This window comes from Pseudomonas prosekii (assembly GCF_900105155.1).
In the GTDB taxonomy this organism is placed as follows: domain Bacteria; phylum Pseudomonadota; class Gammaproteobacteria; order Pseudomonadales; family Pseudomonadaceae; genus Aquipseudomonas; species Aquipseudomonas prosekii.
In genome coordinates, this window is record NZ_LT629762.1 from 5811202 (window position 1) to 5826798 (window position 15597).

12 protein-coding genes are annotated in these 15597 nt (G+C 52.9%); 3 read left to right on the forward strand and 9 right to left on the reverse strand.

Going from position 1 to position 15597, the window contains the following annotated elements; all coding sequences use genetic code 11:
- Positions 1 to 65 precede the first annotated feature (65 nt).
- Positions 66 to 335, reverse strand: coding sequence for a DUF2790 domain-containing protein (locus BLU01_RS26230; protein ID WP_092280959.1), 270 nt, complete (start codon positions 333 to 335; stop codon positions 66 to 68).
- A 348-nt stretch (positions 336 to 683) separates the two neighbouring features.
- Between BLU01_RS26230 and tnpB the strand changes: the two genes are divergently transcribed.
- From tnpB to BLU01_RS26245, 3 genes are all read left to right on the forward strand, one after another.
- Positions 684 to 1043 (forward strand): IS66 family insertion sequence element accessory protein TnpB, encoded by a 360-nt coding sequence (gene tnpB, locus BLU01_RS26235; RefSeq protein WP_231987099.1) that lies wholly within the window; start codon positions 684 to 686, stop codon positions 1041 to 1043.
- Between the two features lie 16 nt (positions 1044 to 1059).
- Positions 1060 to 2604 (forward strand): IS66 family transposase, encoded by a 1545-nt coding sequence (tnpC, locus tag BLU01_RS26240; protein WP_092271806.1) that lies wholly within the window; start codon positions 1060 to 1062, stop codon positions 2602 to 2604.
- Between the two features lie 748 nt (positions 2605 to 3352).
- Positions 3353 to 3649, forward strand: a complete 297-nt coding sequence (locus tag BLU01_RS26245; protein ID WP_092280963.1) for a hypothetical protein — start codon at positions 3353 to 3355, stop codon at positions 3647 to 3649.
- Between the two features lie 190 nt (positions 3650 to 3839).
- On the opposite strand, the gene BLU01_RS26250 is transcribed toward BLU01_RS26245, so the two are convergent.
- The 8 genes from BLU01_RS26250 to BLU01_RS26285 all read right to left on the reverse strand — a co-directional run bounded on the left by BLU01_RS26250 (position 3840) and on the right by BLU01_RS26285 (position 15247).
- Positions 3840 to 4805, reverse strand: a complete 966-nt coding sequence (locus BLU01_RS26250) for a tetratricopeptide repeat protein (protein WP_092280965.1) — start codon at positions 4803 to 4805, stop codon at positions 3840 to 3842.
- Between the two features lie 6 nt (positions 4806 to 4811).
- Positions 4812 to 5786, reverse strand: a complete 975-nt coding sequence (locus BLU01_RS26255; protein ID WP_092280967.1) for a tetratricopeptide repeat protein — start codon at positions 5784 to 5786, stop codon at positions 4812 to 4814.
- A gap of 9 nt (positions 5787 to 5795) precedes the next feature.
- Positions 5796 to 6665 (reverse strand): tetratricopeptide repeat protein, encoded by an 870-nt coding sequence (locus tag BLU01_RS26260; protein ID WP_231987114.1) that lies wholly within the window; start codon positions 6663 to 6665, stop codon positions 5796 to 5798.
- Between the two features lie 110 nt (positions 6666 to 6775).
- Positions 6776 to 7744 (reverse strand): tetratricopeptide repeat protein, encoded by a 969-nt coding sequence (locus BLU01_RS26265; RefSeq protein ID WP_092280971.1) that lies wholly within the window; start codon positions 7742 to 7744, stop codon positions 6776 to 6778.
- 9 nt (positions 7745 to 7753) lie between these two features.
- Positions 7754 to 8737, reverse strand: coding sequence for a tetratricopeptide repeat protein (locus BLU01_RS26270; protein ID WP_231987115.1), 984 nt, complete (start codon positions 8735 to 8737; stop codon positions 7754 to 7756).
- A gap of 11 nt (positions 8738 to 8748) precedes the next feature.
- Entirely contained in the window at positions 8749 to 12312 is a 3564-nt protein-coding gene (locus tag BLU01_RS26275) for a LysM peptidoglycan-binding domain-containing protein (protein ID WP_092280973.1), read from the reverse strand.
- Positions 12313 to 12341: 29 nt separating this feature from the next.
- Positions 12342 to 13208, reverse strand: a complete 867-nt coding sequence (locus BLU01_RS26280) for a DUF4123 domain-containing protein (protein WP_092280975.1) — start codon at positions 13206 to 13208, stop codon at positions 12342 to 12344.
- Positions 13199 to 15247, reverse strand: a complete 2049-nt coding sequence (locus BLU01_RS26285) for a type VI secretion system Vgr family protein (RefSeq protein WP_092280977.1) — start codon at positions 15245 to 15247, stop codon at positions 13199 to 13201. Before BLU01_RS26285 ends, BLU01_RS26280 begins: the two co-directional genes overlap by 10 nt.
- Between the last annotated feature and the right edge of the window lie 350 nt (positions 15248 to 15597).

Consider the following 15597-nt stretch of genomic DNA (forward strand, 5'->3'; position numbering starts at 1 on the left):
GCGCCCAGAGCATAGCGCCGCTGCCCTCGTCTTGAAACCGCAAAAAACCAAATCAGAAACATCTGTCAGTTTTGATAACTGCACGCGTCGGACAATTTCCGATAACTGATTTGAGCAGGCTTGCCCGAGACGCTATCGATGTATTTCATGTCAGCAGTCACCACTTTGCAGTCCAGCCTCGCCGGCTCATTCAAGGCAATCACCTTGCCGACGTGCAGCGGCATGCCGTAATGGTAGGGCTCGGCTTGAGCGTCGGAAGTGTCATTGGCTTGGGCCAGACCGGCGAATGCGGTGCAGGCGAGGGCGGTAGTGAGCAGTAAAGTGCGCGCGTTCATGGAAAGTCTCCGGTGCAGGCTGAAAGTCAGCTCGGCGCAGGAGGCGCCGAACCTGCCGCACTGGGCGTCAGACGGGTCTGAGGGCGTGCGGTCCAGTAAAGGTTTGGACCGCAGCGTTAAGCGATGGTTAAACCGAGCGTATGCCACCGGTCGTGAGGGGAATTCTGACAGGGGTTTCATCTGGGCAAAGAAACTGCGCGAGTTGAGGAGTGTTCCTACAAGGCACGACGCCTTGTCCGCTTTCGGTGGCTGGGCTGGAAGGATGTATCCGCTCCATGAACCCCACATTCCAAGCGGATAGCTGACGGCTGATGCTGTCCTCCCGATTTCCATCAGGAGTCCATCACCATGATGCGTCCCAATGCCAGCGTTGAAAAAGTGTACCTCTACCCAAAGCCGGTAGATTTTCGAAAGTCCATTGATGGCCTAGCTGCGCTAGTCGAACTGGATATCAAGGTCGCGGTGTTTGACCCCGTGCTCTTTGTTTTTCTGAATCGCCACCGTAATCGGGTCAAAGTGTTGTACTGGGAGCGTAACGGCTTCTGCCTTTGGCTCAAGCGCCTGGAGTCCGAGCGTTTTAAGACTTCACCCGAAGAGGTGGACGAGGCTATCGTGCTGACCGTCCAAGAACTGAACTGGCTACTGGATGGATTTGATCTCTGGCGCAACCGTCCACACAAGGTTTTAACGCCAAGATTCGTCGCCTGACGGGTATAATCCGGGCATGAATTTGATGCCCGAAGACCTCCCTGACGACCCTGTTCTGCTCAAGCAAATGTTGCTTGAGGCACTCAGTCGTCAGCAGGTAACGGCTGAGGCATACCAGACTCATATCGTCGATCTGAAAGAACAGATCAAGCTGCTGCGCGACCGTTTGTTCGGTCGCAAATCCGAGCAGACCGTTGAACCCAATACCCCTCAACTGGCGTTGTTCAACGAGCCCGAAAGCGAGCCGATGCCTTCAATCGGCGACGCTGACGAAGAAGTTGTTGCTCCGACTTCACGTCGTGGCAAGCGCAAGCCTCTGTCTGCTGATCTGCCGCGCATCGAAGTCATCCACGAACTTCCCGAGCACGAACTGACGTGTGCCTGTGGTTGCCGCAAGCATGTCGTCAGCGAAGAAACTAGCGAGCAGCTGGATATCGTGCCGATGCAAATCCGCGTGATCAAACACATCCGCAAAGTCTACGGGTGTCGTGGTTGTGAAGCGGCGCCGGTCACTGCTGACAAACCGGCTCAGTTGATCGAAAAGAGCATGGCCAGTCCGAGTGTCTTGGCGATGTTGTTGACCACTAAATACGTCGACGGCCTGCCGCTCCACCGATTTGAAACCGTACTTGCCCGTCATGGTGTGGACATCCCTCGCCAAACGTTGGCGCGCTGGGTCATCCAGTGCGGCGAGCACTTGCAACCGTTATTAAATCTGATGCGGGATCGGTTGCTGGAAAGCCCTGTCGTCCACTGTGATGAAACCCGCGTCCAGGTACTTAAAGAACCGGATCGAGACCCAACCAGCCAATCCTGGATGTGGGTGCAAGCCAGCGGGCCGCCGGCTCGAAAAGTCGTGCTGTTTGACTACACCTCCAGCCGTGCGCAGGAAGTGCCGTTGCGCCTGTTGGAAAGTTATCGTGGCTACGTCATGACCGATGATTACGCGGGTTACAACGCCTTGGCATTACAGCCCGGAGTGGAACGTCTGGCGTGCATGGCCCATGTGCGGCGCAAGTTTGTCGATGCTCAAAAGGTACAGCCCAAGGGCAAGGCGGGACGTGCCGATATCGCCCTGACGATGATCAACAAGCTGTACGGCATCGAGCGTGAACTAAAGGGCGTCAGTGACGAGCAACGATTTATCGGCAGACAGGAAAAGAGCCTGCCGATCCTAGCCCAGTTGAAAAGCTGGCTGGATAAAACTCAGTCCCAAGTGACGCCGCAAAGTGTGCTGGGCAAGGCGGTTAACTATCTTGCCAACAATTGGAGCCGGCTGGAGCGTTACGTGGAGGCCGGGTTTTTACCGATCGACAACAATGCGGCGGAACGCGCGATAAAGCCGTTTGTTATCGGTCGCAAGGCGTGGCTGTTCAGCGACACGGCCAAAGGCGCTACTGCCAGTGCTCAGATCTACAGCCTAGTGGAGACCGCCAAGGTCAACGGCCAAGAGCCTTATACGTGGCTACGCCACGTACTGGAGCAGTTACCACATGCGCAGTCGGTGGCAGACTATGAGGCACTGTTGCCGTGGAACTGCTCGCCAGAGATATCACGTTAAACCTGAACCCTAAACGTGGGGTGAGTGGATCGAATCGTATGCTAGGGAAGCCTCGACATCCTTTGGTGTACCGCCAAATCCACCCAGCACGTAATAGACTCGGTACGTTTTTTGGGCCTCCAAAGCCCTGTAAAAATATAAAATCCTACCCCCCGGTACAAAAATAATCCTACCCCCGGTACAGGTCCAAAATGGCTCACATGAGCACAGATAGGGCGTGCTTCTGCATTTCCGTGGCATTGAAATGGCATTTAAATACCACAGAAATAGCGCGCATCTTTTGTGCCACCTGAAATACCTGGTCTTGGCATTTTTGTGCCATTGAAATAACCAAACTTTGACATTTTTGTGCCACTAAAATAGCTAAACATTGGCATTTTTATGCCAGCAAAATGGTAGGTGAGCTATTTATGTGCCACAGGTATAGAAATATGGCGCACCGCGTCTGGGATCAGGTGGTGACTTTGAGTGTGGGGTTCATGGAGCGTTTACGGAAGGATTATTGTTTGGCCTCGCTGCAAAATCAGCGAACAGGTTTGGTCACCTGATGCCATCGCACAGATTTGTGCCATCATTCGCGGCGCGGACTTCTTAGTCTTCGTAGTGCGTTGCAATGGCGGCTGTGTGCTGGACGCCTCCGGGCGAACCGATTTGATGGTGTCGGTTGACCAAGCCTGTACACAGCCGCCTCCCATCGTTTGGTCACGGTGTCAGCGGTTTCCCAAACCAATCATCGAGTGACATCACTATGCAAACGCCTAACCCTTTTCCAGATCGCTATCGCGCAATCAAAAGCAGCGCTACCGACTCAAGCCCCATGGTCATCGACACCCAGGCCGATCCCCACGACCTGATCGAAGCCGCGCTACAGCGCAATCGTGCATCCGCCAATTTGCTGGAAACGCTTCACTGCATGAGCTTCAAAGACGCAGACGTCCAAGACATTCCCCACATAACCCACGCGCTCTATCTGCTGACGCAGGACGGCTGCGACTTGTTGCAAGTGGCGCAGCAGCGGATGTTGGTGTGGAAGGCGCCGGTCTGAAGTCTGAGCAAACAAGCCTGCCCCGTGTTGGGCAGGCTCTGAGTTCTGCGCTTGCAAACTGGCAGAGGTGGGACACTGACCCAGGAATAGCTTCATGCCTTGCTCGTACTGCGCCGCGTCCATGAACTGCTATTCAATCGCATCGATTTCGAAATTTGTTTCTGTAATTGATCAACAAATAACCGTTACTTCATAGTTTGTCTGGGAAGAAAGAAAGCGGGGGACGACTTGCTTTCCACTCTGTCAAGAGTTTCTCTGATTGTTTTATTTGTTGAGTGCTCATTCTCGCTGCGATTTGAGGAAGTTCTTCCTGCGCAAATTCCTTCATACCTCCTCCTCCGTCCATTTCAAGTACCCACGAAATACAAGCATAGGCGGTAACCAGGTCTTCCTTGAAGCCGTATTCTGGCGATTGTCCTGCTAAATAAGATCCATATCCATAAACAGCACTGACGTATCCCGTAAGTGCTGCTTTTTCGTTCCAATATCTAAACGTTTGCCAGTCTTGTTTGCGCCCTTGGATTGCAGCATACGCCAACATACCTTGAGGATTTCCGCCTTCGGCAGATGCTCTCATCCAGCGTTCGACAACATCAGCCCGTTTTGCAGGCGTTAGAAAAAATCCTTTGCCTTCACGATATTCCGCCCCTAGATAATATTGGGATAAGGCGTAACCGCCCTCTGCGGACCGCTCGAACCATTGTTCATCGCCAGTAAGCCGGTACAACAAATACATCGCCTCACTGTCACCCATCTCAGCCTGCTTTGTTGCTGCTTCCAATGCAGATTTACGCCAATCCATTGGCGACTTTTGCTCGCTTGGGCAATTATTCATTTGGACGCAAAGATCGCCGCCGCGTTGAGAAAGTCTAATCATTGCATATAAGTCACCTTGAGAGGCCGATGCTTCATATGCACGTTGGGCCTCTGGTGTCATATATTTTTTATTCCTACGTAATGCTTCGCCCAAATAATACTGCGATTCATGATCGCCACCTTCGGCGGCGATTTTCAAATAAGGCAATGCGGAAATGGATTTGAATTGGTTATATAGTTCCAGGCCGTGAATCTTGGAAAATTCCGCATCGGTTGCCGTGTGTGCATATACCGAAATCGAGAGTAGGCACATGACTACGAAAACAAGATTTTTTAACATGCGCGTTCAACGGCTCAGCTTGAATGGGAAGAAGGAAAGGGGAGGATGTGTGTTTTTCCAGTTCGCTGCCAATTTTTGCGCTGCGTTTAATTGAGATTGGTCCATTTCTTTTTTGATCTTAGATATCACGTATTCGGCATCTTCCTTGGCTCCGCCGCCCCCGTCTAACTCCAGAAACAGCGATAACAACGCATATGATGTTACGTAGTCTGCGGAAAACCCAAACTCGCCATTTTTGCCAGCTAGATAATATCCATAATTAAAGAGGGCCTCCACATATCCTGTACCTGCAGCACGTTCTACCCAAACTCTGGCATTTGCAGCATCTTTTCTCTCTACAAGAATCGCGGCCATTCCACTCATTGCCCTTGGGTAGCCGTTTTGCGCAGAAGCCTTCATCCAATGTTCAACTGCTTCCGCTCTGCTGGAGGGTAGTACAAAAAATCCGCCACCTTCCAGGTATTCAGTGGCCAACAAGTATTGCGACAGTGGGTATCCATTCTCCGCAGATTGTACAAGCCATTGGTTTTTACCCGTAATCTCGTACAGTAAATACATAGATTCGGCGTTACCTTGTCCCGCTTGCTTTATTGCGAGGTACTCAGCCTGTTCAAGCCATTCTTTAGCCGTCTTTTTGCTCTTTGAACAGTTACCCATATTCATACACAGATCTTTGTCCATTCGACCAAGTCTGATCATTGAGTAAATATCGCCTTGCTTTGCGGAGTTCTCGTAGGCCGTTTTTGCGTCGTTATCTATATATTTTTTGTTTTTCCTGATCGCTTCGCCAAGATAATACTGCGCCTCCTTATCGCCGGCGTCGGCAGCAATTTTAAGCTTTGGAATGGCTAACGTTGGTTTGAATTGATTATAAAATACAAGCCCTTGTGTTTTTGCTGCCTGCTGGTCAGGCGTAATCTCTGTCGCTAATGCTGAGACCGATAATGCCGTGAGAAACGTAATAAACCAATTTGCTCTCATTTCACGACCTCACAGCTTATCTGAAAAAAAAGAGAGCGGCGGGTGAGTATCCGCCCATTCTTTTGCAAGCTCTGTCGATTTTACAATTTGTTCGGCCGTCATTTTTGCAGATAGTTCAGGCAGCTTAAAATTCACTAAATCTACCATCCCCCCACCACCATCTAACTCTAGTAGCACAGAGAGTAACGCGTACGAGTTGATAGGGTCGTAGGTAAAACCAAATTCTGATTTTTCTTCACCCAAGTAAGACCCATAGCCAAACACCGCTATAGCATATCCTGCTTCTGCCGCTTTTTTATTCCAATACCTAAACCCTTGGTAATCGTTTTTCTCTGCCAGAATTGCGCCGTATTCAAGCATTGCTTTAGGATAGCCGCCTTCTGCAGACGCTTTCATTAAGCCTTCAATAGCCTCAGCTCTGCGAGATGGCAATAAAAAGTGACCATGCCCTTGGCGATACATTATTCCTAAAAAATACTGCGAAAAAACATAACCATTCTCCGCAGATTTTTCTAACCATTTATCATCGCCGGTAACTCGGTACTTTAAGTACATAGCCTCTGCGCTTCCTTCCGCAGATCGGGCGCTAGCGGTATCCAAAGCCATCTTCCCCCATGCGCCGGGCTCTTTCCGAGTCTTTGAACAATTTTTCATCGCTACGCAGAGATGATTTTTCTCTCCTGCGAGCCGGATCATTGAGTAGATATCGCCTTGCAGAGCCGCTGATTCATATGAGCTCACTGCTTCAGCAGTCATATATTTATTGTTTGTACGAATAGCTTCACCGAGAAAGTACTGCGCCTCTGCATCCCCACCTTCGGCAGCATGTTTCAGATCTGGCAGCGCGGATACGGCTTTGAACTGATTATAGAGTTCCAAACCCCGGACCTTCGCAGACTGCTGCTCGTCGGACGTTTGTGCGCTAGCTTGGAAAGATAGGCCTGCCGAAAGTAAAAGGGCGTAACAAACCGCTCTCAATGATTGTAGTTTCATAGTTTGTCTGGGAAGTATGAAAGCGGTGGGTGTGTTTTTTTCCACTCCACAGACATTTGTGTAGCTTGAGCTATTTGCTCAGATGTGAGCTTAGGTGCTATTTCTGCTAGCAAATCCTTAGCGAATTCCTTTACGCCTCCACCGCCATCTAACTCCAGTAGAGTGGAGATGATTGCGTAGGATTTGACTGGGTCATAGGGAAATCCGATTTCTGACGGGTTTTTTGCGAGATATGATCCATACCCGAATACAGCCTCTGTATATCCAGACTCAGCGGCTTTTTGATACCAGAATCTAACAGCTTCATAATCTTTTTTTGCGGCAATTAATTCTACATAAGCCATCATTCCTGGCGGATATCCACCTTCGGCAGACGCCTTCATCAATTGCTCAACGAGATCTGACCGGCTAGAGGGCAGAAGGAAAAAGCCTTTTCCGTCACGATATCCTGTTCCTAAGTAATACTGCGCAAAGGCATACCCGCTATCGGCCGACTTTTTCAACCACTTGTCGTCCCTGGTGAGTCGAAACATCAAGTACATAGCTTCTGCTTTTCCGTCAGAAGATTCTTGTTCCGCTGCCTCTAATGCAATCTTGCGCCATTCACCAGGATTTTTTTGCCCTGCTGGGCAATTATTCATAGCAACGCAAAGGTCGTTTTTGTTCCAAGAAAGTCTGACCATTGAATATATGTTGCCTTGTAATGCAGACGCTTCGTACGCAGCGCTCGCCTCAGAAGTCATATATTTCGATTTTCTAACAATTGCTTCGCCGAGATAATATTGAGCTTCCTGATCGCCGGCGTCGGCAGCAATTTTAAGCTTTGGAATAGCTAACGTTGTTTTGAATTGATTATAAAATACAAGGCCTTGTGTTTTTGCTACCTGTTGGTCAGGCGTAAGCTCTGTCGCTAATGCCGAGAACGATAATGCCGTGAAAAACGTAATAAACCAAATTGCTCTCATTTCATGGCTTCACAGCTTATCTGGGAAAAAAGAGAGCGGCGGGTGAGTATCTGCCCATTCTTTTGCAAGCTCTGTCGCTTGTGAAATTTGTTCGGCCGTCATTTTTGCAGAGAGTTCAGGCAGCTTAAAATTCACTAAATCTACCATCCCTCCACCACCATCTAACTCTAGTAGTACAGAGAGTAACGCGTACGAGTTGATTGGGTCGTAGGTAAAACCGAATTCTGATTTTTCTTCACCTAAGTAAGAGCCATAGCCAAATACTGCTACCGCATATCCTGCTTCTGCCGCTTTTTTATTCCAATACCTAAACCCTTGGTAATCGTTTTTCTCTGCCAGAATTGCGCCGTATTCAAGCATTGCTTTAGGATAGCCGCCTTCTGCAGACGCTTTCATTAAGCCTTCAATAGCCTCAGCTCTGCGAGATGGCAATAAAAAGTGACCATGCCCTTGGCGATACATTATTCCTAGAAAATATTGCGAAAAAACATAACCATTCTCCGCAGATTTTTCTAACCATTTATCATCGCCGGTAACTCGGTACTTTAAGTACATAGCCTCGGCGCTTCCTTCCGCAGCGCGGGCGCTAGCGGTATCCGACGCCATTTTTCCCCACTCGCCAGGCTCTTTCCGAGTCTTTGGGCAATTTTTCATTACTACGCAGAGATCATTTTTCTCTCCGGCGAGCCGGATCATTGAGTAGATATCGCCTTGCAGAGCCGCTGCTTCGTATGAGCTCACTGCTTCAGCAGTCATATATTTATCGTTTGTACGAATAGCTTCGCCTAGATAGTATTGTGCCTCTGGATCACCCGCATCAGCTGCAATTTTAAGTTTAGGTTTCGCGGAAATCGCTTTGTATTGATTATAAAGTTCGATCCCTCGCGTTTTGGCGGCGAGCTGATCTTGCGATAATTCGGCCTGCGCTCGTGCGGAACAAAAAAATACGCACAGTACAAGGAAAAGCGTAGATGAAGATTTTAAGTATCGCAATGCCGTGCTCCTCATGTTCCGATATATTTCATGGAGCTTACTGGGTTGTAACTATTTTGATGCAGGTCGAGCTTGCACAGTCCGTCCATCCGCTGCCCAAGTTTTCTAACATTTGTTTTATACATCGTTCTGAACGTTTCGCCATCCGTTCTCGTCATCCGTAGAACTGCCTCAGACATAAAAGTATCTAATTTGTATTTGTTTTCACAATAATCCTGGCCTGGATTATTACCTTTGATACCAAACTTATTCATTGATTTGCAGGCGTCTTCAAACTGCTGTTGGGCGAGGGGAAGAGTTTCAGAGCTCGAGCTTTCTGTCGCGATCCAGTTGATTATTCTGCTGATTGCTTGCTGTTGCAGCAAAAACGCTTCATCTCTGTTGTATTCTTGTTTTACGTCTTCAGATGAGCTTTCGCTGGCACTAACTGTAGTTACGGAGAATTCCTCCGGCCTCGAAATAAGAGTCAAGAGAATTGGGCCCAATGCTTCAGGGGTGGCTTCCACAAACCACCTTTTCAGCTCCTCTTGATTTTGATATCGCACAATCGTGTCAGCAATCACGCCCCCCTTGCCACCACTCATCATCGCTTCATACAGACTCATAATGGCATCCACTCCCATCATGTAGACCATGGTGACATCTAGACCGATTGCGCCAAGTGCATTGAGGCTGGATGCCTGCTCAGCCGCCTCCGGCGTAATCCAGCTAATCGCCTTGCCTTTCGCTTTGTACAACTCCCGACGATAAATATTAATCAGCTCTACAACCGCTTCATAACCCACTTCAAATTTGAAACTGCCACTTGCTCCCGGGCCGAGGACGACGGTGGCTTTGAGGTTGAGGATGAATTTACCTTTGTCGAGGGATACACCCGCGTTGCCTTGCAGGCCTGCGCCGTAGGCCGCGCCCAAGGAACCGCTGAGGTTGGCCAGCGTTAGCCATTGGCTGGCGCTGGTGGCTTCTTCCTTGTTGTTGATTCCAGTGGAAGGGCCAGCGCGCAGTGCGGCGAGTTCTTTGGGTGGGGCCCAGTTCAGGGCGCCGGTCAGTTCGATGCCTGCTTGTACGCCGGCAAACAGATTGAAGCTGGCTTTCATGCCATCTTCGATCTGGATGTTGGCCGCGCGGCCCGACATAACTTGCCCGCTCGATTTAGTGTCGACGGCGGTCATTGCCTTGGATTGGTATTGCAGGTCCGGGGTGGGGCTGGTGTCGCCAGCGGTCACTTTGGCGGCAACTTTGTCTTCATGGTCTTTGCGTTCGGCCTTCGCTGCGGCGTCTTCGCGTTGCGCCGGTTTGACGGCACTGAGTGTCGCGCCGTATTTGGTGTTGCCGGTTATAGGCGCAAGTTCGATGCTGCCGGCAAGCATGAGCGATGCGCCGGCGTAGCCCCAGGCGCGGGCGCCGAAGTGGAAGGACATGCGACCCAGGTTCATGACCTGCACCTGAGGATTACCTTCGAGGTAGTAATCCACGGTCACGTCCTTGGCGTTGGCACGCGTTGGCATGTCGACCTTCAGCAGTTCAACTTCACCGCGCGCCAGGTCAAAGCTCAGTGATGCGCTGGCGGATGCCTGGAAACCTTCGGCTGCGGAGTAGGAGGGGCCTTCGGTTTTTACTTCGCCGTGCAATCTTTTCTGCGGCGGCGCCAGGCAGCGAACAAATTGCGCCTGTGGGCTTTTGTCGAAAAGCCGGACTTCGCCACGAACACTCTTTTTGAACACCACTTGCTTGAGGTGCTCGCCCCATTCCTGGCGGGCGCCAGCGTCTTCAAGTTCAGTGACCTTGTAACCTTTACTGCCGAGAAAACTGTAGAACTTCTCGATGCTGAACCAGCCGTTGGCATCAAACCAATCGCCAACCTGATCACCGATTCTTAGTGCGCCCTGACTTTCCAGCCATTGCGCGAATGTCTTTTGTGCACTGTTCTTGGCCGCGCCACCGTCACCATTCTTTGGAATGTTTTCAACTTTCTTAAGGCTTTCCTTAAGCTTGTCGGCGGATTTTTTCAGGTCTTCGGCGACCAGCTTCGGCACTTCTTTAATGTTGAGCAGACTGAACCATTTTAATGGCGCGCCATTCGCGCCCACGGTACTGACTTCTCGCAAAGGGAAGCCATCTTTCACGAGACGGTCAATCGGTTGCGGTTCGAATTGTTCCGGCTCCCACAGCAAGTGGCGTCGAATTTTGTCTGCAGCAACTTTTTGCTTGGCCTTTTCGTGCAATCCCTGTTTGACGACTTGCAGACGATCCCACTCGAGACGTTCAGCCTCGACCAGCCCTGCGGGCGCTTGGGCATTCTGACCGGTCGCTTCAATCCAGTTTTTGTACTTTTCACGCAGCCGTTTGTTGATATCAGACTGACGAGTTTCAGTGTCGAGGTACAACTTGAACTGCTCGACACCAGAAGTGATGTCACCGCCGCTGATCAACGCGTACTCGGGCAGGGCGATGCCGTACTCGGCCACTTTGATGATGGCGTCGGTGTACTCGTGATAAGCAAACGAAGGCGCTTCGCTATTCTTCCAGGCGATGTAAGCGTAGGTGTCACCCTCGCAAGTTCTCATGCAGGTCTGCAGCTCATCGCGCTTTTTCTTGTCTGTTTCCAGCAGCTTGGCGATCTCTTCCCGTGGCACGGGCTTGATGCCATCCGCCTCGATCAACGCTTTGCGTTTTTCCAGATAATTCTGCACCCGAGCGCGGGCTTCGATGGCCTCGGGAGCGAACACGGTGCCGTTTTCGTAACTGAAGCCTTTTGCTTGCGCTGCGGCGATAGCGACCCTCTTCAGGGCTAACCACTCGCTTCGCAACTTGTGCAGAACGCCATAATCATTACGAATGCGGTTTTGCGCATCGATATCCGCTTGAAGTTGATCCATGCGCGAGCGTTGAGGATCGGCTTTCGGCGCCTCAGCTTTGGGCGCGTCTTTCTCTTGAGCGCGTTTCGCCTCTTGCCGACTACGAAGGACCATACCCGGGTCCATTTCGATATTCGGTTCCTGCGCTTCAATTTCTTCCATTCGCTGGCGCTGTTCGCCCTCGAGGAAATTGCTCAGTTTTGGCTCGAGGAAGTAGCTCAACAAGCCACTTTGGTCCAAGCCCTTGAGGCGTTCATCGCGGGATTTGCTCGGTGCAATCTGGTTTTCCAGCGTATGCATGGCCTCTTTCATGGAGGCGGCTGCGCGCTCAGGCAACAACCAGAACTCTTCTTCGTCGGTTGCATAAATCGCTGTGCCATACGTGTTGTCGCAGGGCTTGGGTTGATCCTTGAAGCCTGGTGCGCACGCGGTTTCGAAGGATTTTGCCGGGCCCAGGTCGATAGGCTTGGTCGCCGCCTCGCTCGCGCCTTCAGCCTTTGGCGGCGGTGCCAATGGCGACGGCGGCGTTGCGGCGGGCGTTGCTGCCGCGGAGGTCTGGTCGATGCTGGGCACACTCAAATTCCAACCCGGCATGATCACGTCCGGGTAGCGAATAAAAGGGTTCATCTTGCGTAGTTGCGCAACGTTGGTTTTGTAGCGAACGGCAATTTCGCTGAGGGTTTCATCAAGAACGACGGTGTGATTGGTGATTTCCATAGTGCTTCCGTTCTGTTGTTGCGTCGGGTTCATTGGGAGGTGGCCGATGCGATCTGCATCAACTTCTCAACCTTGATGAACGACTCTTCCCTGGATTGCAGGATGGCTACGGCTTCTGGCCGCGTTTCAAGCAAAGGCCCGTCGACGACGGAGGCGAGCTTGAGTAAATGTTCACCTTCGTAGATGTTGCTCTGCAGCAAAAGGTCCAGGTTCGCGGCAATGTCATTGATACGCTCGTCAGCCGGTTCCCCGAATGCGGCATATTGCTCATCGACCCAATACAACCAACCCAGTCGCGCTTGAATCGTTGCGGCGTTGTCGGGAAGGTTGAATGCCGCGCCGTCGCCCAGCCACTTCAGCGGCGAGTTGGCTGTCCACGACAACCACGCGCCGCGTTCTTTGCCGAAGTGGCTGGGCGCAGGGCTGTAGACCGTTTGCCAAGGCCCGAATAATTGCACCGAGGTTTCGCCCGCGGTGTAGGCCAGCGCGGCCCACAGACTCGGTTTGTGATAGCTCAACAGACTCTGACCGCCAGAGCCGTCATTGGCGCGCAATAACCAGCGCGCATGGGCGAGGGCTTTTTCGGCATCTTCTGCCGTCAGGGCAATGCCTGCGTGGTTTTCTTCGCACAACCGCGTGGCTTCGGCCGCCAGACGACTGCCCCAGGGCGCGGTCAGCCAGACCGGACCTTCGTCGGCGATGTCGGCGAAATCGGTGGTGGTGAACAAGGCCTGGGCGTTCATCGGTTCGCCGATGCGGTACAACCGGGACATCGCCTCCGGTTGCCGATTGCGGTCGATGATAAAACACAGCACCTGGCTGGACGGTTCGCGTGGCAACGACTCGAAGGCGTAACGAGGCGCGGCCAGCAGGGTGTTCATCGCGGTTACATGCATGTGCAATCCTTACGGGTGCAAGCACCGTTGCTCTGTTTGCCGCACAACGGCGTGATCCCTGACTCGTTGAGGCGGCTCGGCAGCGGCGCCTTGCCGGCGACATCCGCATCGGCGACTTTCATCGGTCCTGGCAGCAATGGCGCGGCAGGCGTGCCTGAACCCGGTCCGCCACCAGAGTTGACCTTGACGGTGGCGCCACTGATCGTCACGCCCCCCGCATCTACCTTCACAAAGCTCCCGCCAGCCTTGGCCGTCAGTTCCATGCCTCCCTCGACCACCACCTTTTCCCCGGCGTGATAGTGAATCTCGGTTCCGGCCTCGACAAACTGCGCCGTTCCGACCTTCACATGCTGGGTCACGGCCACGGTCAGGTGATCATCGGCGCGGGTTTCGCTCTTGCGGTCCAAGTGCGTTATGCGGTGTTCTTCAACCTTGAACTCGCTGTAAACATTCGCTTCGACGGTGTCGTGCCGCTCGTTGCCGATGCGGATTTTCTGGTCGTGCTCGATGTTTTCGTCCCAGTCGCGCTGGGCGTGCAGGTAGATCTGCTCCGCGCCTTTCTTGTCTTCGATGCGAAACTCGTTGTAGCCCTTGCCGCCCGGGGAGCTGAGGGTTTTGAAGGTGCTGCGGGTTTTGTTCGCCGGGAGGTCGTAGGGGACGACGTTTTCCTTGTGGTACAGGCAACCGGTGACCAGCGGCTGGTCGGGGTCGCCTTCCATGAATGACACCAGCACTTCCATGCCGACGCGCGGGATGGCGATGCCGCCGTAGGCATTGCCGGCCCAGCCAGTGGCGACGCGCAGCCAGCACGAGGTGGTGTCGTTGGCCTGGCCGTCGCGGTCCCAGTGGAATTGCACTTTGACCCGGCCGTACTGGTCGGTGTGGATTTCTTCGCCGGCCGGGCCGGTGACGATGGCGGTCTGGCTGCCAAGGATTTTCGGTTTCGGGTGTTCGAGGGCTGGGCGGAAATGCGCGTCCCACGGGGTGGCGAGGAAGCGGTTGCGGTAGCCCTGATGGAAATCATCTTTGTTGTGGGTGACGTCGCTGGTGACGTTTTCGCCGAGTACTTGCGGCTGTTTGCCTTCGTGGACCACTTCCAGCAGCAGCCAGAGGTCGTTCCACTCGGCGCGCGGGTGTTCGCTCAGGGCCAGGAAATGGCCGCTGACCAAGGTCGGTTGATCACCTTTGCCTTCGGCGAGTTTGTAGTCGCTGCGGTGGCGCTCGAGGGCGCGGGTCGCCAGCTGCTTGCCGCGCTCGCGGTCGGTGAAGCGGCCGGGGTAGTCGTAGTCTTCGAGTTCCGGTTCGAACTCGGTCTTGGCCGAGCCTTCGGGGAGGATGCGCGGTTTCTCGAAGTCGTAGTCGCGACGGCTGACGCGCGTGGTGCGGGTTTCCAGGCGCAGGTTGAAGCGTTTGATCACCGGTTTTTCGGCGGCCATGCCGGAGTCTTGCTGGTAGCTCACGGGCGCAAGTTTGCGGAAGACCGTCTGGTCATCGCCGAACACCAGTTTGTGGCCGCTGGCCGAGTGCTGGAAGTGGAAGTGAATGCCTTCTTCTTCGCACAGGCGCTGGATGAAATCGAGGTCGGATTCGTCGTACTGCACGCAGTAGTCGCGTTCCGGGTAGATCGCGCCGAGCTGGAAGCTATACGCGTCGGACAAGATGCCGCGTGCTTCGAGGACCTGGCCGATGATCTTCGGCACCGTCAGATGCTGGAAGATTTGCTGGTCGTGGTTGTGTCGCAGATAGGCGAGTTGCGGCACCAGGCTGATGCTGTAGCGAGTCAGCTTTTTGCCGGAGTCGCCTTGCTCGATGCGATAGACCTGGCCGTGGATGATGCCTTCGCCGGTGGCGCCGAAGGTCAGGCTGCCGGGCTTGTGCAGCAGCTCTTCGAGTTTCAGGTCGGGGCGCGCGCTGACCAGTTCGATGTCGAAACAGAACGGTTGGTTGATGGCTTCGCGACCGACGAAACTGAGCACTTGCAGGTCAGCGGAAACACCTTCCAGCGTGAGGGAAATATGGGTTGCGTTCGCGTCCAGCATGCCTTGAATTCCGTCCTTTGAATAAGCTGGGGCGGATGGTGCAGGATTAAGCGGGCTCGTTCAAGGCGCAAATGCCATATCCAGACACGGCCTCGCACATAGGGAAAACCCTGATAGGAACGGTTTGGGCCAATGATTACGCGGTCGGCGTACACATCCCGGAACGATTTCGGCCGTTCTGAAGCATGCTGGCGATTTAGAACTAACGGTCACTTTCAGACTAAAGTCGCCTTCAGCCGATAAAAGCCTTCTGCCATCATTGCTCATCACCCCGTGTGTTCATTTCACTCTGGCCGGATATCGGTCCAGGGCGGAAGCTATTTTCTGGCTTATTGCGCCTTGCGCAAACG